The sequence below is a fragment of the Pseudomonas sp. NPDC087612 genome (genome assembly GCF_044743505.1).
Classification (GTDB): domain Bacteria; phylum Pseudomonadota; class Gammaproteobacteria; order Pseudomonadales; family Pseudomonadaceae; genus Aquipseudomonas.
The window spans coordinates 195,647-215,328 of sequence record NZ_JBIUWO010000001.1 but is presented as its reverse complement, the minus strand read 5'-3'; the positions used below and the strand labels follow the sequence as shown (position 1 = coordinate 215,328).

Here is a 19,682-nt window from a genome sequence, read left to right as displayed (position 1 = left end):
AAGGTCAGTGACAGGCTTGGTTCAGTTCAGGCAGTCGCCATGTACCCGCAGGCATTGGCGCGCATAGTAGTTGAAGGCGGCGCTGTGGCGCTTGGGCCGGGAGATCCAGTCATGGGCTTCGCGGCCCAGTTGCGGGGCAATCGGTTTGATGCTGCCGGCGGCCATGGCCAGCAGTTGCAGCTTGGCGGCGCGCTCGATCAACTGGGCAATCACGCAGGCTTCCTCGATGCTGGCACCGGTCGACAACTGGCCGTGGTGCGACAGCAGGATGGCGCGCTTGTCGCCAAGGGCGGCACTGATGATCTCGCCTTCTTCGTTGCCCACCGGCACGCCGGGCCAGGCCTCGAGGAACGCGCAATCGTCGTACAGCGGGCAGAGGTCCATGTGCGAGACCTCAAGTGGCACTTCCAGCATCGACAGGGCGGCGACGTGGGTCGGGTGGGTGTGGATGATGCAGTGCACATCCGGGCGGGCACGGTACACCCAGCTGTGGAAGCGGTTGGCCGGGTTGGGCATGCCCTGGCCTTCGAGCACGTCCAGGTCTTCGTTGACCAGCAACAGGTTGCTGGCGGTGATTTCATCGAAACCCAGGCCCAGTTGCTGGGTGTAGAAGGTGCCTGGCTGCGGGCCGCGGGCGCTGATCTGCCCGGCCAGGCCGGAGTCGTGGCCGTTGTCGAACAGAATCCGGCAGGTCAGTGCCAGCTTTTCGCGCACAGTCCACGTATTATCGGCAAGCGAGCCTTGCATCTGCTTAAGGGCCTGCTGGATCAGTTGGTCCTTGGGGAGTGCCATTGTCTTGGCCATGGGGCTATCCTCGGTGGCGTGATGGAGTGTCACGGCTGGCCCGCCCCGGTTGCTTGGAAGGTGACGGGGTGGTCAACCGCATGACACAATCAAGGCTATATGACACAAGGTGTCATTAGCAAGAAAATACTTGCCCATGGCATTGGGAAAATCGCGTCACATGTCTATCCGATTGAAACTGTTGAGAAAAAAACTGGGTATTACCCTGGAGGCGCTGGCTGAAACGGCTGGCATGACCAAGAGTTACCTGTCCAAGGTCGAGCGCGGCTTGAATACGCCCTCCATCGCTGCAGCGTTGAAGCTGGCGCGTGCCTTGAACGTCAATGTCGAGGAGCTGTTTGCCGAAGACCAGCCAGGCCAGGCCCGTTACAGCCTGGTGCGCAGCCATGAACGCCAGGCGGTGTCGGGGCAGGGGCCGGGTTATTCGGTGCTGGCCAAGCAGATCGGCAGCCGCAGCCTGCTGCCGTTCATCATCAGCCCGCCGCCGGAGTTCAGCGATGCCTCGTTCAAGGAGCACCTTGGCGAGGAGTTTCTGTTCGTCCATGAAGGCCAGGTCGAGGTCGACTTCATGAACGAGCGGGTGATCCTCGAGCGTGGCGATGCCCTGTATTTCAACGCCCAGACCCCGCACCGCCTGCGTTCGTTGGGGCCGGTGCAGGCCCAGTTGCTGGTGGTGGTGCACGACGCCGAGGGCTGAAGCCTATGCACGCAAATTCGCGATTCTGGCGTGACCCGGCGCTGCCCTTCGTTGAAGTGCGCAGCGTCGCCGATGGTCGCAAGGTCTGTTACGCGGCGCATTCGCACGAGAGTTTCTCGATTGGTGCGATTACCGCAGGGCGCAGCACCTACATCAGTGGCGATCGCCAGCAGCAAGTGGCTGCCGGCACCGTGGTGCTGATGAACCCCGGAGTGGTGCACACCTGCAACCCTATCGAGGGCGAGCACTGGTCCTACTTGATGCTGTTCATCGACTGGGCCTGGTTGCAGGGCCTGGGTTTCTCGCCGCTGGCGGCTGTCAGCAGCACCGAGGCGGGGCTGTTCGATGATTTGCTGCAGCTGTTTGCCGTGCTGCTGGATGAGCAGCAGCCGCCAGTTGGCAAAGAGGCGGCACTGCGAGTGTTTTGCAGCGCACTGCGCCTGCGCCTGGGCGAAAGCGCAAGCGCGCTGGGCCAGGGCGACCCGCGCCTGCTGGCCGCAGCCGAATTCATCCGCGCGCACTGCACCGAGCCTTTGCGCCTTGAAGACATCAGCCGCGCTGCCGGCTTGTCCGCGTCCTACCTGATCCGTGCGTTCAAGCAGCAGTTCGGCTTGACGCCCCATGGCTACCTGCTCGATCAACGGGTGCAGTATGCCCGTGCCCAGTTGCGCCGCGGGCGGTTGATTGCCGAGGTGGCACTGGAGGCAGGTTTTGCCGACCAGGCGCACTTGCAGCGTGCCTTCAAGCGCCACCTGGCGGCGACGCCTGGGCACTATCGTTCAGCCCACTAGCAGGTACAGCGCGCTAGCCAGCAACAGCAGTGCCAGGCAGCGGTTGAACCGGCGCATACGCTGGGCATTGCTCAGGGAGTGGCTGATCGCACTGCCGGCCCAGGCCCAGCTGGCAATCGACAGAAAACAGATTACCAGGTAGATCGCGCTGAACTGCCACAACCGGCTGCTATCGCCCTCGCCGACATAGGCGCCGATGCCGGCCACGCAGGCCAGCCAGGCCTTGGGGTTGAGCCATTGCAGGGTGGCACCGGCGAGCACCGAGGGTGCGCTCGTAGCGCCGCCAGCGCCCAGTTCGCCGTTGTCGCTGGCCAGTTTCCAGGCCATGTACAGCAAGAACACCACGCCGGCCCAGTGCAACACTTGGGTCATGGCCGGCCAATGGCGCAGCAACTCGTGCAAGCCAAGGCCGATCAGCACCAGCAGCAGAATAAAGCCGAGGGTTGCGCCGCTGACATGCCGCAAGCTGGCGCGAAAGCCGTGGCGGGCGCCGGCGCTGAGGGCGACGATATTGACCGGGCCGGGGGAGATTGAGGCGGCCAGGGCGAAGGCGGCCATTGATAACATCAGGCTCATGAGGGGTATCCAGCAGTGGAAGACCGACACAGCCTAAGGCGCGGCGAATGGCCGGGTATTGAAGAAAATTACCCTGGATATCTTCAAGCAATGGTTACAGGTGCTTGGCGTACAGCCTGGTTTTTCCCTGATTGCTCGCAGAGCAAGATGTAATCACTTTCAAGCACAGGCAGTGATCATCATGTACAACGCTCATCAATCCTTGTTGCACCAGACCGTGCTGGTGCTCGGCGGCGCCAGCGGTATCGGCGCGGCGGTAGCGCGCCAGGCCAGGGCACGTGGTGCACGGGTCATCGTTGCCAGCCGCCAGGCGGTAAGCCCGGGCGAGGGGATTGAGGCATGTGTTGCCGATATCACCGATACCCGGGCGCTGCAGGCGCTGTTTGCCGGCGTTGGCACCGTCGATCATCTGGTTATCAGCGCTGGCCCCGCCGTGCAGGCCAGGCCCCTGGCGCAGAGCGACCTGCAACTGGCGCGCGAGGCTTTCGAGGTGAAGTTCTGGGGCGCCTTGCAGGCGATCCAGCTGGCGTTGCCGCACCTTTCTGCGCACGCCAGCATCAGCCTGACCTCGGGGTTGCTGTCACGCAAGTTCGTCGCCGGGCAGATGATCAAGACCACCCTCAATGCGGCGCTCGAAGCCCTGGCCAGGCAACTGGCCAAGGAGCTGGCGCCACGCCGGGTCAATGTTGTCAGCCCGGGGCTGACCGAAACCGAAGCCTACGCCGGGATGGACGCCGAGTCGCGGCAGGCGATGTTCGCCCGCGCCGGCGCGGGCCTGCCGGTCGGACGGGTGGGGGCGGCGGATGAAGTGGCGGCCGGGTATCTGCTGGCCATGGAGAACGGCTTCATGACCGCCAGCGTCATTGATATCGATGGTGGTGGGTTGATCTAGGCAGTTGTGGGAACGGGCGGGTACAGAATTTGAAATAGTTTCGCGCTGTGAGAAAAGCCTGCTGAAATTGTAGGATCACATCCCCAATTGATTTCAGGTTGATATGACTTCGTTCTCGGAGCCTCCCAGTACCCGGCCGTCCCGGCCATTCTCCCGTCCTTGTGACGTTTCCCGTCCGTTCTCGCACATGAGTGATCGCCCATGGAATGGCTAGCCGACCCCACGGCCTGGCTGGGCCTTGCCACGCTGATTGTGCTGGAACTGGTACTGGGTATCGATAACCTGGTGTTCATCGCCATCCTCGCCGATAAACTGCCGCCCCATCAGCGCGACCGTGCGCGGGTGATCGGCCTGTCGCTGGCGCTGATCATGCGTCTGGGCCTGCTGGCCAGTATCTCGTGGATGGTGACCCTCACCGCGCCGCTGTTCGAGGTGTTCGGCAAGAGCTTCTCCGGGCGCGATCTGATCATGCTCTTCGGTGGTGTGTTCCTGTTGTTCAAGGCCACCATGGAGTTGCACGAGCGCCTCGAAGGCCACGTTGCGCAGAACACCGGCAGTGTGCGCCATGCCGCGTTCTGGCCGATCGTCGCGCAGATCGTGGTGCTCGATGCAGTGTTCTCCCTCGACGCGGTGATCACCGCCGTGGGCATGGTCGAAGAGTTGTCGATCATGATGATCGCGGTGATCTTCTCCATCGGCATCATGATCGTTGCCAGCAAGCCGTTGACCCGCTTCGTCAACAATCACCCGACGGTGATCATGCTGTGCCTGGGCTTCTTGATGATGATCGGCTTCAGCCTCACCGCCGAGGGCCTGGGCTTTCATATTCCGAAAGGCTACCTGTACGCGGCCATTGGCTTCTCGATTCTGATCGAGCTGTTCAACCAGCTGGCCCGGGCGCGGCGCAAGCGCAGCCTGCAGCAACACCGGCCGCTGCGTGAGCGCACTGCCCACGCGGTCCTGCGCCTTTTGGGCGGGCGCCGGGTCGAGGCCGATGATGTCGGCGAGGAGATTGCCGATCTGGTCGAAGGTGGCGAAGAACAGGTGCTGTTCGACCGCCGCGAGCGGGTGATGATCAGCGGCGTGCTGAACCTGGCCGAGCGGCCGATCAAGACAGTGATGACGGTGCGTGCCGAGGTCGATGCCATCGACCTGGCGCAGCCGGCCGAGGTGATTCGTACCGCACTGATGCATTCGTCCTACTCGCGCCTGCCGTTGATTCGAGACGGGCGTATCGAAGAACCGCTGGGCTTCGTGCACAAGAAGGAGCTGCTCAAGGAACTGTTGGCCGGTAATCAGCCTGACCTCGAGAGCCTGGCCCGGGCGCCGGTGAACCTGCTGGAGAGTTTCAGCATCCTCAACGCCCTGGAGCAGATGCGCAACCAGTCGACGCACATAGCCTTCGTGGTCAACGAGTTCGGTGATTTCACCGGGGTGCTGACCATGACCGACATCCTTGAGTCCATCGCCGGTGAACTGCCCGATGCCAGTGAGGTGGAAGGCCCGGGCATCGTCGAGGACGGCCACGGCTTTGTCGTCAGCGGCGCCCTTAACCTCAGCCAGATCCAGGCACGCACCGGTTTTGCCGCCAAGCCCACCGAGGACTACCAGACCCTCGCCGGCCTGGTCATGAGCCTGCTCGATCGCTTGCCGATGGTCGGCGACAGCCTGGTGTGGAACAACTGGCAAATGACCGTGGTCGCGGTGGAGGAGCGCCGCGTGCGCCAGGTGCGCCTTACACCGAACGCCGCCGTTGACGCAGCAGGTGCCTGACGCCTTCGGCGATCAATACCAGCACCGCCAGCCAGATCGGCAGGTAGGTCAGCCACTGGTCGGGGCCGATGGTCTCGCCCAGCAGCAGGGCCACGGCCACCAGCAGCACCGGCTCGACATAGCTGAGCAGGCCGAACAGGCTGAAGGCCAGCAGGCGGCTGGCCAGCACATAGCAGATCAGCGCCAGGGCGCTGATCACCCCAAGCAGCGGGATCAGGCCGTACAGCCCCGGATGCGCGGCCAGGTCCTCGGCTGACAGCGGCCCCTGGATGACAAAGTACAGCGCCGCCGGCAGCAGCAGGCACATGTCGGCCCACAAACCGCCAAGGTGATCGGTCGCGCATTTGCGCCGCAGCACGAAGTACAGCGGGTAGCCTGCGGCGACCAGCAAGGTCTCCCAGGCAAAGCTGCCGTGTTGGTAGAGCTCATGGCCGACACCGGTCATCGCACAGGCTACCGCGAGTTTCTGCAGCCGCGACAATTGTTCGCCATACACCAGGCGGCCGGTCAGGACCATGGTCAGCGGCAACAGGAAGTAGCCCAGCGACACTTCCAGGCTGCGTCCGTGCAACGGCGCCCAGAGGAACAGCCAGAGCTGCACGCCCATCAATGATGAAGTACCCAGCAGGCCGAGCAACAGCAGCGGCGTGCGCCTAACCCGCGCGAGCAAGCCGGTGACCAGCGGCCAGTCGCGGGTAAACAGCATGAACAGGGTAACGCAGGGCAAGGTCAGGAGCATGCGCCAGCCGAACACCTCCTCGCCATCGAGCGGGGTGAGCAGCGAGGTGTAGTAGTACATCACGGCAAACAGGAACGAGGCCGTGACCGATGTAATGATGCCTTTTGACACAAATGCCTCGGTTACAGAAGAAAACAGAGCGGGGAACCCGCCATGATCTCAGGGCGCAGGCCTAACCGGCAACCTTCGCGACCTGCGGCGCGGTTTCGGCCTGGGCTGCCAGGGCGGCGACAAAGTCCTCGATCGGCATCGGCCGGGCAAACAGGTAACCCTGCTGGAAATCGACATTGTGGCGCGCCAGGTAATCGCGCTGGGTTTCGTTCTCGACGCCTTCGGCGACGATGCCCAACTCAAGCTTGGCCGACAGTTCGATAATGCTGTCGAGAATGTGCAGCGACAACGCATCGACCCCGATCAGGGCGACGAAGCTTTGGTCAATCTTCAGGTAATCGACCTTGAACTGGCGCAAGTAGCTGAGGCTGGACTGGCCGGTGCCAAAGTCGTCGATGGCGATCATCACCCCCAGTTCGTGGAGTTTGCCGAACAGCGTCTGGGTAACTTCGCTGGGGGCAATAAGCTTGCGTTCGGTCAGCTCCAGGGTCAGCAATACCCGGCCAGGCGGGAAGGCGCCGAGAAAGGCCCGGCAGTCGTCGTACAGGGCCAGGTCCTGGCAATGATCGGCGGTGATGTTGATGCCGACATGAAAACCCTCGCCCATCAATGCGGCATGCGGCGCCAGCAATTGCGCAGTGCGCTGCATGAGCATGCGCGTCATCGGTACGATCTGGCCGCTGTGCTCGGCGTAGGGAATGAACAGGTCGGGGCGCACCAGACCGTCGCGCGGGTGCTGCCAGCGCATCAGCACTTCGGCGCCGGCCCAGCGGTAGTCGCCCTTGCGCACCACCGGCTGGAAGTACGGCAAGAACTCGTTGGCTTCCATGGCCCGCTGCAGCTCGGCCCGTGGGGAGCTGGCACGGCGCAGCATCCAGCGGCATACGGTACCGGCAATCACCCCGAGAAACACCAGCAGGCCGAACAGGGCAGGGTATTCATCGCGCATTACCTGGCCGACCTTGCCTGGCGCATAACCGCTGTGGATCGAGAACGGGTAGTGGCTGGAGGTCAGGCGCACTGGCGCGACCTCAGCGGCGGGGGCGATCCCTTCATGCACCACGCCGTCCTTGCCCATCCAGTAACGGCCCACCTGTAGCAGCAACTGGGTCTGCGGGCCGATCAGGCGCAGGGCGGTCAGCAGGTGGTCACCATCGACGGTAGTGATGGCGCCGCGCTCGCCTTCATAGACCCGATACACCAGCAATGGGTGGCCAGGAGTCACCGAGTTGCCGTTCATCAGCCAGAGCTTGCCGTCGACATAGTCGCTGGCATTGACCGGTTCGCTGTAGGGGCCGAACAGCGAGCTGCAATACAGCTCGTTGCGGTACACCAGGTTGGTCGAGCGTACGAACGAGCGGCGGGTGACCTGGTCGCGCAGGGCCAGTTTCTCTTCCATGCACGGCATTCCGGCCAAGGGCAGCAACGACCTGGCCGCGCCAGAAATGTTGTCGAGGATCAGCTCTACCTGGGCCACCACCTGCTGCGCCGTGGCGCGGCTGCGGGCGTCCAGCTCACGCTGGGCCTGCAGGTGCATGATCAGCAGCCCGCACAGCACCGGTAGGGCGCCAACCGCCCAGGGCAGCAGGGCACGCAGGGTCCAGCGTCCGGGGCGTTTTACCGTGAGCGGCATGGCGGCTAACCTGTACAAGCGGGGGAATGAAAACGGCTGTGTGCCTAGGATAGCCGTTCGTCGCCGCTCGGGCGTCAACTAAAGTGCGGACAAAACGGTTTACGCACTGTAGAATCCCGTTACGCATACAATAATAAGGTTCTCCACCTTCGGGGAATCAACCCGCCGAGAATGGGTCCATATGAAGTGTCATGGGTTCAAGCTGATCTATGGTGACTACCTCGCCAGAAGTGTGAGGGGCATCTCTTGCGCGCCACCACGCCTGCTCGACATCGATAGCAATTAACGACCGTTATTTACCCGCTTTGATGATGAGGAAACGAGCATGGCTGATATCTTTGAAAACCCGATGGGCCTGATGGGCTTTGAATTCATCGAGTTCGCATCGCCGACCCCAGGCGCCCTGGAACCGATCTTCCAGATCATGGGTTTCACCAAGGTGGCTACCCACCGTTCCAAGGACGTGCACCTGTACCGCCAGGGCGGTATCAACCTGATCCTGAACAACGAGCCGAAAAGCGTCGCCTCGTACTTTGCCGCCGAGCATGGTCCGTCGGTGTGTGGCATGGCCTTCCGTGTGCGTAACGCCCACGAAGCCTACGCCCGCGCCCTGGAGCTGGGTGCCCAGCCGGTCGAGATCGAAACCGGGCCGATGGAGCTGCGTTTGCCGGCGATCAAGGGCATTGGCGGTGCGCCGCTGTACCTGATCGACCGTTTCGAGGAAGGCAGTTCGATCTATGACATCGACTTCAACTTCATCGAAGGTGTCGATCGTCACCCGGTCGGTGCGGGCCTGAAGATCATCGATCACCTGACCCATAACGTTTACCGCGGGCGCATGGCCTACTGGGCCGGCTTCTACGAGAAGCTGTTCAACTTCCGCGAAATCCGTTACTTCGACATCAAGGGCGAATACACCGGCCTGACCTCCAAGGCCATGACCGCGCCGGATGGCATGATCCGTATCCCGCTGAACGAAGAGTCGTCCAAGGGCGCCGGGCAGATCGAAGAGTTCCTCATGCAGTTCAACGGCGAGGGCATCCAGCACGTGGCCTTCCTCAGCGACAACCTGCTCGAGAGCTGGGATGCCCTGAAAAAGCTCGGCATGCGCTTCATGACCGCGCCGCCAGACACCTACTACGAGATGCTCGAAGGGCGTCTGCCGGGCCATGGCGAGCCGGTCGGCGAACTGCAGGCCCGTGGCATCCTGCTTGACGGCTCTTCCGATGCCGGCGACAAGCGCCTGCTGCTGCAGATCTTCTCTGAAACCCTGATGGGCCCGGTGTTCTTCGAGTTCATCCAGCGCAAGGGTGACGATGGCTTCGGCGAAGGCAACTTCAAGGCCCTGTTCGAGTCGATCGAGCGTGACCAGGTCCGTCGTGGTGTACTCAGTACCGACTGATCTGCCCTGCCACTGAAAAAGGCCATTGAGCAAACGCTCAATGGCCTTTTTTCATGATGGAGCTCACGCCGGTTTCCGTCGTTGCCTGAACAGCCCCCAGTAGGCCACGGCGGAGGTGATAATGCCGACCAAAAGCAATGACGGCGCGGTAGAGCTCATGGCCTGGCTGAGCATCTTGCGGGTATGGCCATTGGGGTAGCCGGCGTGCACGGTGTAGCCGTACTTCTCCGAGACCATGCGCTGGCTGTCTTCTTCATGGTTGGGTACCTGCTCGGCGCTGCCACTGCCGGTTGCCCAGACAAAATCGCTGCCGAACTGCAGGGCCAGGACAATGGCGTTCTTGAAGCCCTGCAGTTCTGTTTGCAGGGAGCGCGCATCGCTGATGGCGATGACGCCCATGGGATATTCCTGCAGGCGGTAGTGCAGCACCGGCATGTCCGGGGTGATTTCGTTGCGCGAGTCCAGGCGCAGGCGCTGGTTGAAGTAGCTGCCCGGGTCGATTGCCGTGTCGATGCTGCCGAGCAGGGTGCTGCAGTAGGCACGGTTTTCCCGGGTCAGCACCAGCGAGCGCACGCTTGGCTGCCTCAGCGCTTCCTGGCGCAGAGTCGGGAGGATTTTCTCGCAGGGTTGCCCGACCAACCCGAGCACAGCATTGCTGGAGCCGTGCATGGCATCGAAGACCCGGTCGATAGCATAGATAGCCTCGACCACAGACACCTCGGCGGTTTCTTCCTGCTTGCGCTCGACCTGCAGGGCCAACACCAGAAGGCCACAGGCCACGGGCGCCAGGCCGATCAGCAGGGTTATCAGAAACTCGAGCAGGCTGCGGCCGGCAAGACGGGTTGGAGCCATGAGTGCACCTCTATGCTGAACAAGAGCCCGACCTTCCTGGTCGGGTGACACTCGTCAGCATAAAGAGCGCAATCAGCGGCGGATGTAGGCCGCGTTTACCCTCGGCGAAGTACCTATCGGCAAGCCAAGTAGGCGCCTCAGCGCTTTTTCAGTGCGGCCACCACCAGGTCAGCCACCGCGCCCCCGGAGGCGGGATTCTGTCCGGTAATCAAGCGTCCGTCTTTCTGGTCGGCGATGGCGAAGGCCTGCCACGGCTCTTCTGCCTTGCGGTACAAACCGCCGCGGGCCTTGAGCTCGGTTTCGGTGAGGTAAGGCACCACTTTGTCCAGTTCGGCCAGTTTCTCTTCAGTATCGGAAAAACCGGTGACCTCGCGGTCCTTGACCAGCAAGGTGTTATCACTGAGCTTGATATTGAGCAGGCCAACCGCGCCATGGCACACCGAGGCCACTACGCCGCCGGCCTCGAAGATGCGCCGGGCCAGGTCCTGCAGCTCGCTGTTGTCTGGAAAGTCCCAGATCACCCCATGGCCGCCGGCGTAGTAGATGGCGCTGTAGTCCTGGGACTTGACCTCCCCGGGGTTGAGGGTTTTGCCCAAACGGTTCATGAACGCCTTGTCCTGGTACCACTGCCAGTCGATATCCGCGGCCATCTGCAGGCTGTGCGGGTCCACCGGCACGTAGCCGCCGGCGGGGCTCAGGTAATCGACCTTGTAGCCGGCCTTTTCGACCTTGTCGACAAAGTGTACCGCCTCGCCCAGCCACAATCCGGTGGCGCGCTTAAGCGTCGGGTATTTGGCCGTATTGGTCAGCACCACCAGTATTTTCTTGCTCATCGCAACGCTCCCTATACTGGAACGGACCCGGACTGCCCAGGTCGCAGAGGAGAAACCTGTTCAGCATAGTAGCGACTGGCATGGATGCCATTCCCTGCTGGCGGTATGCTAGCCTGCGAGGAAAACCAGTATCGCTACAGGAGTCGACCAACGGATGAGCACTTTGAACCAGGACGTAGATGCGTTCATGCAGGCTGCTATCGATGAGGCCCAACTGGGCCGCAAAGAAGGCGGCATACCGATCGGTTCGGTGCTGGTCCACAACAACCAGATCATCGGCCGTGGCCACAACCGCCGGGTCCAGGAGGGCAGCGCGATCCTGCACGGCGAAATGGACGCTCTGGAAAACGCCGGCCGCCAGCCGGCCAGGGTTTATCGCGAGGCGACCCTGTACACCACCTTGTCGCCATGCCCGATGTGCAGCGGGGCGATCCTGCTGTATGGCATCAAGCGCGTGATTGTTGGTGAAAACCAGACTTTCATGGGCGAGGAAGCGCTGCTCAAGGCCCGCGGCGTCGATGTGCAGGTGCTGCACAATGATAACTGCGTCAAGATGATGCGCGCTTTTATCAAGGACAGCCCCGAACTCTGGAACGAAGATATCGGCGTTTAGGTCCGATTGTTCAGGCCCCCACCGTCAGCCGAGCTTGCCCATGCCAGGATCAATGAGTGTAAAGGTGCGTAACCACGACTGGGCCAGTACCGCCCTGGGGCCTTTGTACCTGTGGCCGGCGCCCTTGCGCATTGCCGTGGACATGCTGCTGGCGTCCAAATTCCCCGGTTGCCTGGTCTGGGGGCCGCAGTTGGTGACCATTTACAACGATGCCTTCAAGCCGATCCTCGGGGCCAAGCCCGAGGCACTGGGACGCGGGTTTGACGAGGTGTGGAGCGAGGCCTGGGAGAACATCGGCGCGCTGGTCTTCCGTACCCTGTCGGGGGAGGCGATCTTCATCGAGAACTTCCCGTTGATGATCAATCGCAACGGCAGCCTCGAGCAAGCCTATTTCACCTTCTGCTACAGCCCCATTCGAGACGAGCGCGGGGCGGTGGCCGGCTTTCTCGACACGGTGATCGAAACCACCGCCAGCGTCGAATCGGCGCAGCAGTGGCGTCACCTGGCCAATACCTTCGAGCGCCAGGTGCAGGAGCGCACCTCTGATCGAAACCATTTCTGGGACTTGTCCGGCGACATCATGGTGATTGTCCTGCCGGATTTGCGCATCAGTGCGGTCAACCCGGCCTGGAGCCAGATCCTTGGCTGGGCTGCAGACGAGGTGCTGGACACCTCGATCATGGACTTGCTGCATGCCGACGACCAACCGCAAGTCGCCTCGCTGGTCGAGCGCCTGCGCGCCGGCCAGCGCACCGAGAACACCATCAGCCGCTTGCGCCACAAGGATGGGCACTACCGCTGGTTCAACTGGGCAGCGGTACCCTCGCAGCTTGGTTTTACCGCCGTGGGCACCGACATCAGCCAGGAACGCGAGCGCGAAGAGGCGCTGCGCCATGCTGAAGAACTGTTGCGCCAGAGCCAGAAGATGGAAGCCATCGGGCAACTGTCCGGCGGCATGGCCCATGACTTCAATAACCTGTTGACCGGCATCAGCGGCAGCCTGGAGTTGCTCGAGCGACGTATTGCCCAGGGTAATGTGGATAATCTGCAGGTCTACCTTGATGCCGCTCGGGGTGCGGCCAAGCGCGCCGCCACGCTCACCCACCGCTTGCTGGCCTTCTCCCGGCGCCAGGCGCTCGACCCCAAGCCCGCCTGCGTCAACCAACTGGTGCAGGACATCGAACACCTGATCCAGCAAACCGTGGGTAGCCATATCGATCTGCAGGTCCAGGTGGAGCCGGCGCCCTGGTGGGTACTGATTGATGCCAATCAGCTGGAAAATGCCCTGATCAACCTGTGCATCAATGCCCGCGATGCCATGGGCGCCGGTGGCTGCCTGCGCATCACCACCGCTAACGAACGTCACGAGCTGGCCCTGGAGGGCGAAGACAGCCTGGGGCCGGGCGATTACTTTGCCTTGCAGGTGCAGGACAACGGCCACGGCATGAACGCCGATATCGTCGCACGGGCCTTTGACCCGTTCTTTACCACCAAGCCGGTCGGCCAGGGCACCGGGCTTGGCTTGTCGATGGTCTATGGCTTTGTCCGTCAGTCAGGGGGCCGGGTGTGGATCGATTCGAGCCCTGGCCAGGGCACCCGGGTTAAGGTCCTCCTGCCGCGCTATGTGGGCGAGCTGCCGCAGCCGCTGGCCGGCGAGCCGGGGCGCAAGTGCTACCCACGCGCCAATGGCGAACGCATCCTGCTGGTCGACGACGAGAGTACCTTGCGCTTGCTGATCAAGGAGGCGCTGGAGGAGGAGGGCTTCGAGGTGTTTACCGCCGCTGACGCCAACAGCGCGCTGCAGCAGTATCGCCAGTTGGGCACAGTTGACTTGCTGATCACCGATATCGGCCTGCCGGGCGGCTTCAGTGGCCGTCAGGTGGCCAATGCCCTGCGCATGCTGCAGGCGCAGCAGAAGGTGCTGTTGATCACCGGCTTCGCCGAACAGGAAGTGACCGACCAGGAGGTGCTGGAGCCCGGCATCGCCCTGATGACCAAGCCCTTCGCCTTGCAAGACCTGGTGTACCAGGTACACCAGATGCTCGAGCCGGTTCAGCCGGTGGTTTGCGAACTTTCCCCGCTGGCGCGCTGACTGGCCAGGCGCTCGAGCATCAGGTAGGTCAGCGTGGCTACCAGCAACGGCAACAGAAAGTAGATCGCCCGGTAGCCAATCAGCGCCGCGAGCAGCGTGCCCTTGCCGTAGGTGCCTTGCAGCAGGGTCAAAAACACCGTCTCGAGTACCCCAAGCCCGGCCGGAATATGAGTAATGACCCCGGCAATGCTGCTGATCATCAGTACCGCCAGCACGGTCGGGTAGCTAGCCCCCTTGGGCAACAGGATGAACACCACCAGCGCCATCAACGACCAGTTCAGAGCGCCCATCACCACTTGCAACGCTGCCAGGCGAATGCCTGGCAGGGTGATCTGCTGCTTGCGAAAGTGCCAGGTGCGGCGAGTCGCGAAGGCGCAGGCCAGCAGGTAAGCGATGACCGCTAATAACAACGCTGCACCGATCAGGCGCAGGCCGGTATTGCCGATCTCCATGCCCGCTGGCAACTTCGGCAGCCCGCAGACGAACAAGCTGCCGGCCACCGCGAAATAGCCTGCCCAGTTGGTCAACAGCCCCAGGCTGAGGATCCGGGTGATGGTCGCGACCTTGAGCCCGAGGCGGCTGTACAAACGGTAGCGCAGGGCGATGCCGCCGACCCAGGCGCTGAGGTTGAGGTTGAAGGCGTAGCACACGAACGCCAGCGGCAACACCTGGTGCGCCGGCAAATGATGCCCGGTGTAGTAGCGCCCGAGCAGGTCGAAGCTGCTGAACAGGGCAAAGCTACACAGGGTTACGCCTGCAGCCATTGCCAGGGTGCGCCAGCGATAGGAGGCCAGGGCCTGGTACACCTCTTGCCAGTCGAGGTTTTTCAGCACGCTGAACAGCAGCACCGGCACCAGGATGAAGAACGCCAGGGTCAGCGCCTGGCGGGCACGGCGCCAGTGCTTGTGCTGCTTGCTCATGTCGGCTTGCCCGCAGGTTGCTCGCCGTCATACAGCGGCTTGAGCCGTGGTACATGGGCCGGCAGCCAGCCGATCACGGCCGGAAATCGGCGGATGAAGTGAAAGGTCAAAAAGATCAGCGGCGCCCGCCACCAGTAGCCACGCAGTGCCCGCTGCAGGCTCACCGGTTTGCAGCGGTGGGCGGTAAGCTCCTGCAGGTGTTCATGCAGGCGGCTGTTGAAGGTCTGGTCGCGGATGACCAGGTTGGCCTCAAGGTTCAGGGCCAGGCTCAAAGGGTCGAGATTGCTTGAGCCGACCGTCGACCAGTGCCGGTCCACCAGTGCCACCTTGCCATGCAAGGGCCGTTCGCAGTACTCGAAAATGCGCACGCCGTCGCGGATCAGGTAGTTGTACAGCAAGCGCGAGCACAAACGCACCCAGGGCATGTCGGGCATCCCCTGCAGCACCAGGGTAACCTTCACGCCCCGGCGCGCGGCATTGCGGATCGCCCGCAGCAGGCGGTAGCCGGGAAAGAAGTAGGCATTGGCAATGGTGATCCGCTCGCGGGCGCCGTTCAGCGCCCGCAAGTAGTGCTGTTCGATGTCGTTGGGGTGATCCTGGTTATCGCGGATGCACAGGGTCATGCTTGCCTGTTCGCTGTCGGCGGCGATCGGCACCCGGCGTTGCCACCAGCGCCGGGTTCCGGGCTTGAGCGCGCTCTGTTGCTCCAGCAGGGTCAAGGTGGCGCGCTGCAGGTCGGCGACGATCGGCCCGCGCACTTGTACCGCGTAGTCCTGCTTGGCCATCGGTCCGAAATCGGCCAGGTGATCGGCGCAATAATTGATGCCGCCAACAAAACCGACCTCGCCATCGACCACCAGGATCTTGCGGTGCAGGCGGCGAAACAGATTGGTGCGCATGCCCAGGCGTTTCGGGCTCGGGTCGAAGGCCTGCAAATGCACGCCGGCGTCGCTGAGCTCGCGCAGGTAGTCAAGGCTCAGGTCTGCGGTGCCATAACCGTCGACCAGCATCTCGACCTTTACCCCGCGCCGGGCGGCGGCGATCAACAGTTGCTGCAACTGCTTGCCGACCTTGTCTTCAAAGATGATGAAGGTTTCCAGGAGGATTTCCGCCCGGGCCTGCTCGATCGCGGCAAAGGCGCTGGCGAAATAGTCCTCGCCGTTGATCAGCAGTTGCACCTGGTTGTCAGGTCGCCATTGGCTGTTCACAAGAGCACCTCCACTGCCAATGGCAGGTGATCGGACAGGTGGGTCCAGGGCTTGCGCGCCATGACCTTGGGCGCCTGTGCGCGGGCATTGCGCAGGTAGATGCGGTCCAGGCGCAACAGCGGCCAGCGCGCCGGAAAACTGCGTGCCGGGCGACCATGGGCCTGGCTGAACACTTCATTCAGGCCGCATTCGGCCAGCACTGCATCCGCGCGCTGGCGCCAGTCATTGAAGTCGCCGGCGACGATCACCGGCGCGTCGTTCGGCAGGCTGTGCAGTAATTCGCAGAGCAGGTGCAACTGCTGCTGGCGCTGGCGCTCGTCCAGGCCCAGGTGCACACAGACGGTATGCAGCTCGCACTCGGCGGGCAAGGCCAGTACCGAATGCAGCAAGCCGCGCTGCTCGGTGCCATGGACGCTGACATCGAGGTTGGCGTGGCGCCGGATCGGGTATTTCGACAGCAGGGCATTGCCGTGTTCGCCGTCCGGATACACCGCATTGCGGCCGTAGGCGAATTCTGGCCAGAGGCTGTCGGCAAGAAACTCATATTGCGGTACATCCGACCAGTTGCGGTGGCGCAGAGCGTGCTGGCGGTGGCTGCCGAGCACTTCCTGGAGGAACACCAGGTCGGCGTTTTCGCTGCGTACCGCCTCACGCAGTTCTGGCAGCACGTAGTAACGGTTAAGCGCGCTGAAGCCCTTGTGCGCATTGACCGTCAGCACCCGCACCCGCTGCACGGCCGCCGCCGCCAGGGCGGTGCTGGGGTGCACCTGGCTCATGAGGTGCTGCCCTTGCCAAGCATCTGCGCGACCTTGGCGGTCAACTGGGCGAACTCGAAGGGTTTGCAGATCATCTGCATGCCGGGGTCAAGAAAGCCGCCGCGGGCCACCGCGGTTTCGGCGTAACCGGTGATGAACAGCACCTTGAGTTGCGGGCGCAGTTGCCGGCCGATTTCCGCCAGTTGCCGACCGTTCATGCCTGGCAGCCCGACGTCGCTGACCAGCAGGTCGACGGCTTCTCCGGCCTGCAGAATGGCCAGGGCGACATTGGCATCCTCGGCCACCTTGCACGGGTAACCCTGGTCACTCAGCGCCTGATGCACCAACTGACGCACCGCGGGGTCGTCCTCGACGATCAGCACCGTCTGGGTATTGCTGCAAGGCAGCGCCGGCGTTGCTGGCTCTTCGCTTTCACGGTTGGGAGCGGCGTGGCGCGGCAGGTAGACATCGACCCGGGTGCCGTGGCCGATGCGGCTTTGCAACGCCACATGGCCCTGGGACTGCTTGCTGAAGCCATACACCATCGACAGCCCCAGGCCCGTGCCCTGGCCGATTGGCTTGGTGGTGAAGAACGGGTCGAAAGCGCGGTCCAGGGTGCTTTGCGGCATGCCACAGCCATTGTCGTTGAAGCTGATCAGCACATAGTCGCCAGCGGCCAGCGAGTGGCCACCGAACAGGCTGCCGTCCTGGCGCTGATTGCTGGCGCTGACGGTCAGGCGCCCGCCGTTGGGCATGGCGTCGTGGGCGTTGCTGAGCAAGTTGCCGAGGGCTTCCTGCAGCTGCGCCGGGTCGGCTTCCACGGCCCACAGATCCGCCTCGATATGCAGTTGCAGCTTGATCTGCGGGTCAAGCAACGGCTGCAAGCGCTCGGCCGTGAGCAGGGTGGCAACTTCCACGGGCTGGGCATCGAGCGATTGCCGGCTGGAAAACGCCAGCAGGCGGTGGGTCATGCTGGCGGCGCGTTTGACCGCCGCCTGGCTGAGGCTGAGCAGGGCGGGCAGGGCGTCGTGGCGACCCTGCTGCAGGCGTTTGCCGATCATTTCCAGGCTGCCGCCGATGCCAGTCAGCAGGTTGTTGAAGTCATGAGCGACGCCGCCTGCGAGCTGGCCGATGGCTTCCATTTTCTGCGCCTGGCGCAGGTACTGTTCTTCTTCGCGCAACTGGCGCAATTGCTCTTCGACCCGTTGGCTCTGGCGCTCCAGTTCCTGGCCCTGGTTGCGTGCCTGGTACTGGCGCCGCCGCGCGCGCAACGAGGAATGGGTCAGGGCCAGCAGGTTGTCGGGTTCGAATGGATACTGCAGCAGGAACAGGTTGCCGAGCGCGGCGTGCTGGCTTTGCGGCGGGCTCTGGCCCTGGACTGGCGGCCCCGTCAGAAGCACCACCGGCAAGTCCGACCAAACCGGCTGCTTGCCAAGGTAAAGGTGCAAAGGCGAGCGTACGCTGCCGTCCAGGCAAGTGTCGGCAATGATCGCCAGGCCCACGCCTTGCTCCAGGGCAAGGCCCAGGTCTTCCATGCTGGCCGCTTGCAGCGCCTGGATGCCGGCCTGGTCGAGCAGGCGCTGGGCCAGCTGGCTAAGCTGGGCCGGGGCCAGGATCAGCGCTCGTTCGGCATTGGCTAACGCGTCGCCCACGGGTGTTCTCCTTTGATAACGCTCAGGCAAGCACCGCCGGTGCCTGCCGTGTTCGCACTATCTCTGGACCACAGGCTGGGTTGAGGGGTTCAACCGGGTTGTCAGACGGTCGTTCGCAAACCTACAGGCCTTGCTGCACCAACGGATCGTCGGGGTTCTGCTGCTCCAGCTGGGCCAGCAGCACCTGCACATTCTGCAACTGGCCGGTCTCTTTCCAATACTCGATCAGCAGCACCCGGGCCTTGCGGTTGGCCGGTTGCCGGGCAAGGATGGTTTCCAGTTGCTTTTGCGCGGCGTCGACCTGCTCCAACTGATGCAGGCTGGTGGCCAGGGTGTAGCGGTAGTCATTGTTGTCCGGCTCCAGCTCCAGGGCCCGGGCAAAGGCCAGCAGGGCGTATTCGTCCTGGCCGTGGCGCAGCAGCCAGCGGCCCAGTTCATGTTGTAGAAAGGCCGAGTCGGGACGTTGTTGCAGGGCCTTGGCCAGCACCTGGCGCGAGGCGTCGGTCTGGTTCTGGCGCTCCAGCAACTGCACCTGCGCGGCCAGTGCCTCGAGGTTGTCCGGCGCCAGCTGCAAGGTGCGCTCAAGCGCCTGCGCGGCCTCCTGGTAGCTGTTTTCATGCAGGTACAGCTGCGCCAGGTGCAACTGCGCGCTGGCATCGTCGTCGCGCTGCGCCAGCACCTGCTGATACTGCTCCAGCACCTCTTGCAGCGGGCCGAAGTACAGGCCGATGTCATCGGCGCTGAGCCCCAGCAGGGCATCGACCACGGCAAAGCGTACGCTTTGCTCCTCATCATCGAGCAACGGCCCGAGCACCAGGCTGCGCTGGGCGCCGGGCAGCATCGTCTGGATACTGGCGATGGCCGCGCGACGCACCAGCGGCTCGTCATGCTGCAGGTCGCGGCTGGCCAGTTTCAATGCCAGCGGCGAGGGGTAGTTGGGCAGTTCGGCGTACAGGCTGGCGCGGCGGATCGGCGACAGGTCATTGCGCCCCAGTTGCTGGTAGAGCACCCGGGCGGCGCCGGGCTGGCCGTCATGGGCCATGGTCAGGGCCTTGGTGTAGCTGTGCTTGAGGGCAGGCGTCGGCGCCGGGCTGTCGTCACGCCAGAAATAGCCACCCAGGCCGAGGATGATGAGCAGGGTCAGACTGATAAGCGTGTACTGGCGCTGTTTCGACATGGTGAATCCGAAGCGTGTCGCGGCTGCAAAGGCTTGAGCTTGGGTCACCAGGGCCGGTGGCGTCAAATGTAAAAGGGGGTGGGTCCCTATCGCGGGGCAAGCCCGCTCCTACAGATATCGCGGGCTTGCCCCGCGATCGGCCATAAAAAAGCCCCGCAAGCG

The 19,682-nt window shown here is 63.1% G+C and carries 18 protein-coding genes; 7 read left to right on the top strand and 11 right to left on the bottom strand.

What is annotated here, in order from left to right; genetic code table 11:
• Window positions 1-21 precede the first annotated feature (21 nt).
• Window positions 22-804, bottom strand: a complete 783-nt coding sequence (locus ACIOVF_RS00890; RefSeq protein WP_045198075.1) for an aldolase — start codon at window positions 802-804, stop codon at window positions 22-24.
• Window positions 805-964: 160 nt separating this feature from the next.
• On the opposite strand from ACIOVF_RS00890, the gene ACIOVF_RS00885 reads away from it, so the two are divergent.
• Together ACIOVF_RS00885 and ACIOVF_RS00880 are read left to right on the top strand one after the other, a co-directional pair.
• Window positions 965-1,501, top strand: coding sequence for a helix-turn-helix domain-containing protein (locus tag ACIOVF_RS00885; RefSeq protein ID WP_045198076.1), 537 nt, complete (start codon window positions 965-967; stop codon window positions 1,499-1,501).
• Window positions 1,502-1,506: 5 nt separating this feature from the next.
• On the top strand, window positions 1,507-2,292 hold the full coding sequence (locus ACIOVF_RS00880) for a helix-turn-helix domain-containing protein (protein ID WP_401286663.1): 786 nt from the start codon (window positions 1,507-1,509) through the stop codon (window positions 2,290-2,292).
• On the opposite strand, the gene ACIOVF_RS00875 is transcribed toward ACIOVF_RS00880, so the two are convergent.
• The gene (locus tag ACIOVF_RS00875) at window positions 2,281-2,868 is read right to left on the bottom strand and encodes a LysE family translocator (RefSeq protein ID WP_401286660.1); all 588 of its coding nucleotides are present in this window, start codon (window positions 2,866-2,868) and stop codon (window positions 2,281-2,283) included. The two genes, ACIOVF_RS00880 and ACIOVF_RS00875, sit on opposite strands and share 12 nt — an antisense overlap.
• Window positions 2,869-3,049: 181 nt before the next feature.
• Between ACIOVF_RS00875 and ACIOVF_RS00870 the strand changes: the two genes are divergently transcribed.
• Window positions 3,050-3,760 carry an SDR family oxidoreductase gene (locus ACIOVF_RS00870; RefSeq protein ID WP_258715140.1) on the top strand — a complete coding sequence of 237 codons (711 nt, stop codon included), beginning with the start codon at window positions 3,050-3,052 and terminating at the stop codon, window positions 3,758-3,760.
• Between the two features lie 201 nt (window positions 3,761-3,961).
• Window positions 3,962-5,533, top strand: a complete 1,572-nt coding sequence (locus ACIOVF_RS00865; protein ID WP_093381928.1) for a TerC family protein — start codon at window positions 3,962-3,964, stop codon at window positions 5,531-5,533.
• Here the strand turns inward: ACIOVF_RS00865 and rarD are convergent.
• Window positions 5,496-6,383 carry an EamA family transporter RarD gene (gene rarD / locus ACIOVF_RS00860; protein ID WP_093381935.1) on the bottom strand — a complete coding sequence of 296 codons (888 nt, stop codon included), beginning with the start codon at window positions 6,381-6,383 and terminating at the stop codon, window positions 5,496-5,498. The genes ACIOVF_RS00865 and rarD overlap by 38 nt on opposite strands.
• Before the next feature lie 61 nt (window positions 6,384-6,444).
• On the bottom strand, window positions 6,445-8,016 hold the full coding sequence (locus tag ACIOVF_RS00855) for an EAL domain-containing protein (protein ID WP_401286655.1): 1,572 nt from the start codon (window positions 8,014-8,016) through the stop codon (window positions 6,445-6,447).
• Window positions 8,017-8,341: 325 nt separating this feature from the next.
• Here ACIOVF_RS00855 and hppD point away from each other — a divergent pair, with 325 nt between their 5' ends.
• Window positions 8,342-9,418, top strand: coding sequence for a 4-hydroxyphenylpyruvate dioxygenase (hppD, locus tag ACIOVF_RS00850; protein ID WP_045198088.1), 1,077 nt, complete (start codon window positions 8,342-8,344; stop codon window positions 9,416-9,418).
• A 63-nt stretch (window positions 9,419-9,481) separates the two neighbouring features.
• On the opposite strand, the gene ACIOVF_RS00845 is transcribed toward hppD, so the two are convergent.
• Window positions 9,482-10,270, bottom strand: coding sequence for a CSS-motif domain-containing protein (locus ACIOVF_RS00845; RefSeq protein ID WP_401286652.1), 789 nt, complete (start codon window positions 10,268-10,270; stop codon window positions 9,482-9,484).
• A 137-nt stretch (window positions 10,271-10,407) separates the two neighbouring features.
• Complete coding sequence (locus ACIOVF_RS00840) at window positions 10,408-11,103, bottom strand: type 1 glutamine amidotransferase domain-containing protein (protein WP_045198093.1); 696 nt, start codon at window positions 11,101-11,103, stop codon at window positions 10,408-10,410.
• A 154-nt stretch (window positions 11,104-11,257) separates the two neighbouring features.
• On the opposite strand from ACIOVF_RS00840, the gene ACIOVF_RS00835 reads away from it, so the two are divergent.
• Together ACIOVF_RS00835 and ACIOVF_RS00830 are read left to right on the top strand one after the other, a co-directional pair.
• The gene (locus tag ACIOVF_RS00835; RefSeq protein ID WP_045198096.1) at window positions 11,258-11,716 is read left to right on the top strand and encodes a nucleoside deaminase; all 459 of its coding nucleotides are present in this window, start codon (window positions 11,258-11,260) and stop codon (window positions 11,714-11,716) included.
• A gap of 64 nt (window positions 11,717-11,780) precedes the next feature.
• Window positions 11,781-13,808 carry a PAS domain-containing sensor histidine kinase gene (locus tag ACIOVF_RS00830; RefSeq protein ID WP_275559782.1) on the top strand — a complete coding sequence of 676 codons (2,028 nt, stop codon included), beginning with the start codon at window positions 11,781-11,783 and terminating at the stop codon, window positions 13,806-13,808.
• Here ACIOVF_RS00830 and ACIOVF_RS00825 read toward each other — a convergent pair.
• The 5 genes from ACIOVF_RS00825 to ACIOVF_RS00805 form a co-directional block, all read right to left on the bottom strand.
• A complete protein-coding gene (locus tag ACIOVF_RS00825) occupies window positions 13,769-14,728 on the bottom strand; it encodes a lysylphosphatidylglycerol synthase domain-containing protein (protein WP_401286647.1) in 960 nt (319 codons plus the stop codon). The genes ACIOVF_RS00830 and ACIOVF_RS00825 overlap by 40 nt on opposite strands.
• Window positions 14,725-15,936, bottom strand: coding sequence for a cardiolipin synthase ClsB (clsB, locus tag ACIOVF_RS00820; RefSeq protein WP_045198102.1), 1,212 nt, complete (start codon window positions 15,934-15,936; stop codon window positions 14,725-14,727). The genes ACIOVF_RS00825 and clsB overlap by 4 nt, the downstream gene beginning before the upstream one ends.
• Window positions 15,933-16,712 carry an endonuclease/exonuclease/phosphatase family protein gene (locus ACIOVF_RS00815; RefSeq protein ID WP_401286644.1) on the bottom strand — a complete coding sequence of 260 codons (780 nt, stop codon included), beginning with the start codon at window positions 16,710-16,712 and terminating at the stop codon, window positions 15,933-15,935. The genes clsB and ACIOVF_RS00815 overlap by 4 nt, the downstream gene beginning before the upstream one ends.
• On the bottom strand, window positions 16,709-18,343 hold the full coding sequence (locus ACIOVF_RS00810) for an ATP-binding protein (RefSeq protein ID WP_045198104.1): 1,635 nt from the start codon (window positions 18,341-18,343) through the stop codon (window positions 16,709-16,711). The genes ACIOVF_RS00815 and ACIOVF_RS00810 overlap by 4 nt, the downstream gene beginning before the upstream one ends.
• Before the next feature lie 121 nt (window positions 18,344-18,464).
• A complete protein-coding gene (locus ACIOVF_RS00805; protein WP_045198106.1) occupies window positions 18,465-19,520 on the bottom strand; it encodes a tetratricopeptide repeat protein in 1,056 nt (351 codons plus the stop codon).
• Window positions 19,521-19,682 lie beyond the last annotated feature (162 nt).

Bases quoted from the DNA above. Each gene is read 5' to 3' on its own strand.
- ACIOVF_RS00885 (WP_045198076.1), top strand. From the start codon at position 965: ATGTCTATCCGATTGAAACTGTTGAGAAAAAAACTGGGTATTACCCTG.
- ACIOVF_RS00815 (WP_401286644.1), bottom strand. From the start codon at position 16,712: ATGAGCCAGGTGCACCCCAGCACCGCCCTGGCGGCGGCGGCCGTGCAG.
- ACIOVF_RS00870 (WP_258715140.1), top strand. From the start codon at position 3,050: ATGTACAACGCTCATCAATCCTTGTTGCACCAGACCGTGCTGGTGCTC.
- ACIOVF_RS00890 (WP_045198075.1), bottom strand. From the start codon at position 804: ATGGCCAAGACAATGGCACTCCCCAAGGACCAACTGATCCAGCAGGCC.
- ACIOVF_RS00865 (WP_093381928.1), top strand. From the start codon at position 3,962: ATGGAATGGCTAGCCGACCCCACGGCCTGGCTGGGCCTTGCCACGCTG.
- ACIOVF_RS00825 (WP_401286647.1), bottom strand. From the start codon at position 14,728: ATGAGCAAGCAGCACAAGCACTGGCGCCGTGCCCGCCAGGCGCTGACC.
- ACIOVF_RS00880 (WP_401286663.1), top strand. From the start codon at position 1,507: ATGCACGCAAATTCGCGATTCTGGCGTGACCCGGCGCTGCCCTTCGTT.
- ACIOVF_RS00835 (WP_045198096.1), top strand. From the start codon at position 11,258: ATGAGCACTTTGAACCAGGACGTAGATGCGTTCATGCAGGCTGCTATC.
- ACIOVF_RS00855 (WP_401286655.1), bottom strand. From the start codon at position 8,016: ATGCCGCTCACGGTAAAACGCCCCGGACGCTGGACCCTGCGTGCCCTG.
- ACIOVF_RS00845 (WP_401286652.1), bottom strand. From the start codon at position 10,270: ATGGCTCCAACCCGTCTTGCCGGCCGCAGCCTGCTCGAGTTTCTGATA.
- ACIOVF_RS00840 (WP_045198093.1), bottom strand. From the start codon at position 11,103: ATGAGCAAGAAAATACTGGTGGTGCTGACCAATACGGCCAAATACCCG.
- hppD (WP_045198088.1), top strand. From the start codon at position 8,342: ATGGCTGATATCTTTGAAAACCCGATGGGCCTGATGGGCTTTGAATTC.
- ACIOVF_RS00875 (WP_401286660.1), bottom strand. From the start codon at position 2,868: ATGAGCCTGATGTTATCAATGGCCGCCTTCGCCCTGGCCGCCTCAATC.
- ACIOVF_RS00805 (WP_045198106.1), bottom strand. From the start codon at position 19,520: ATGTCGAAACAGCGCCAGTACACGCTTATCAGTCTGACCCTGCTCATC.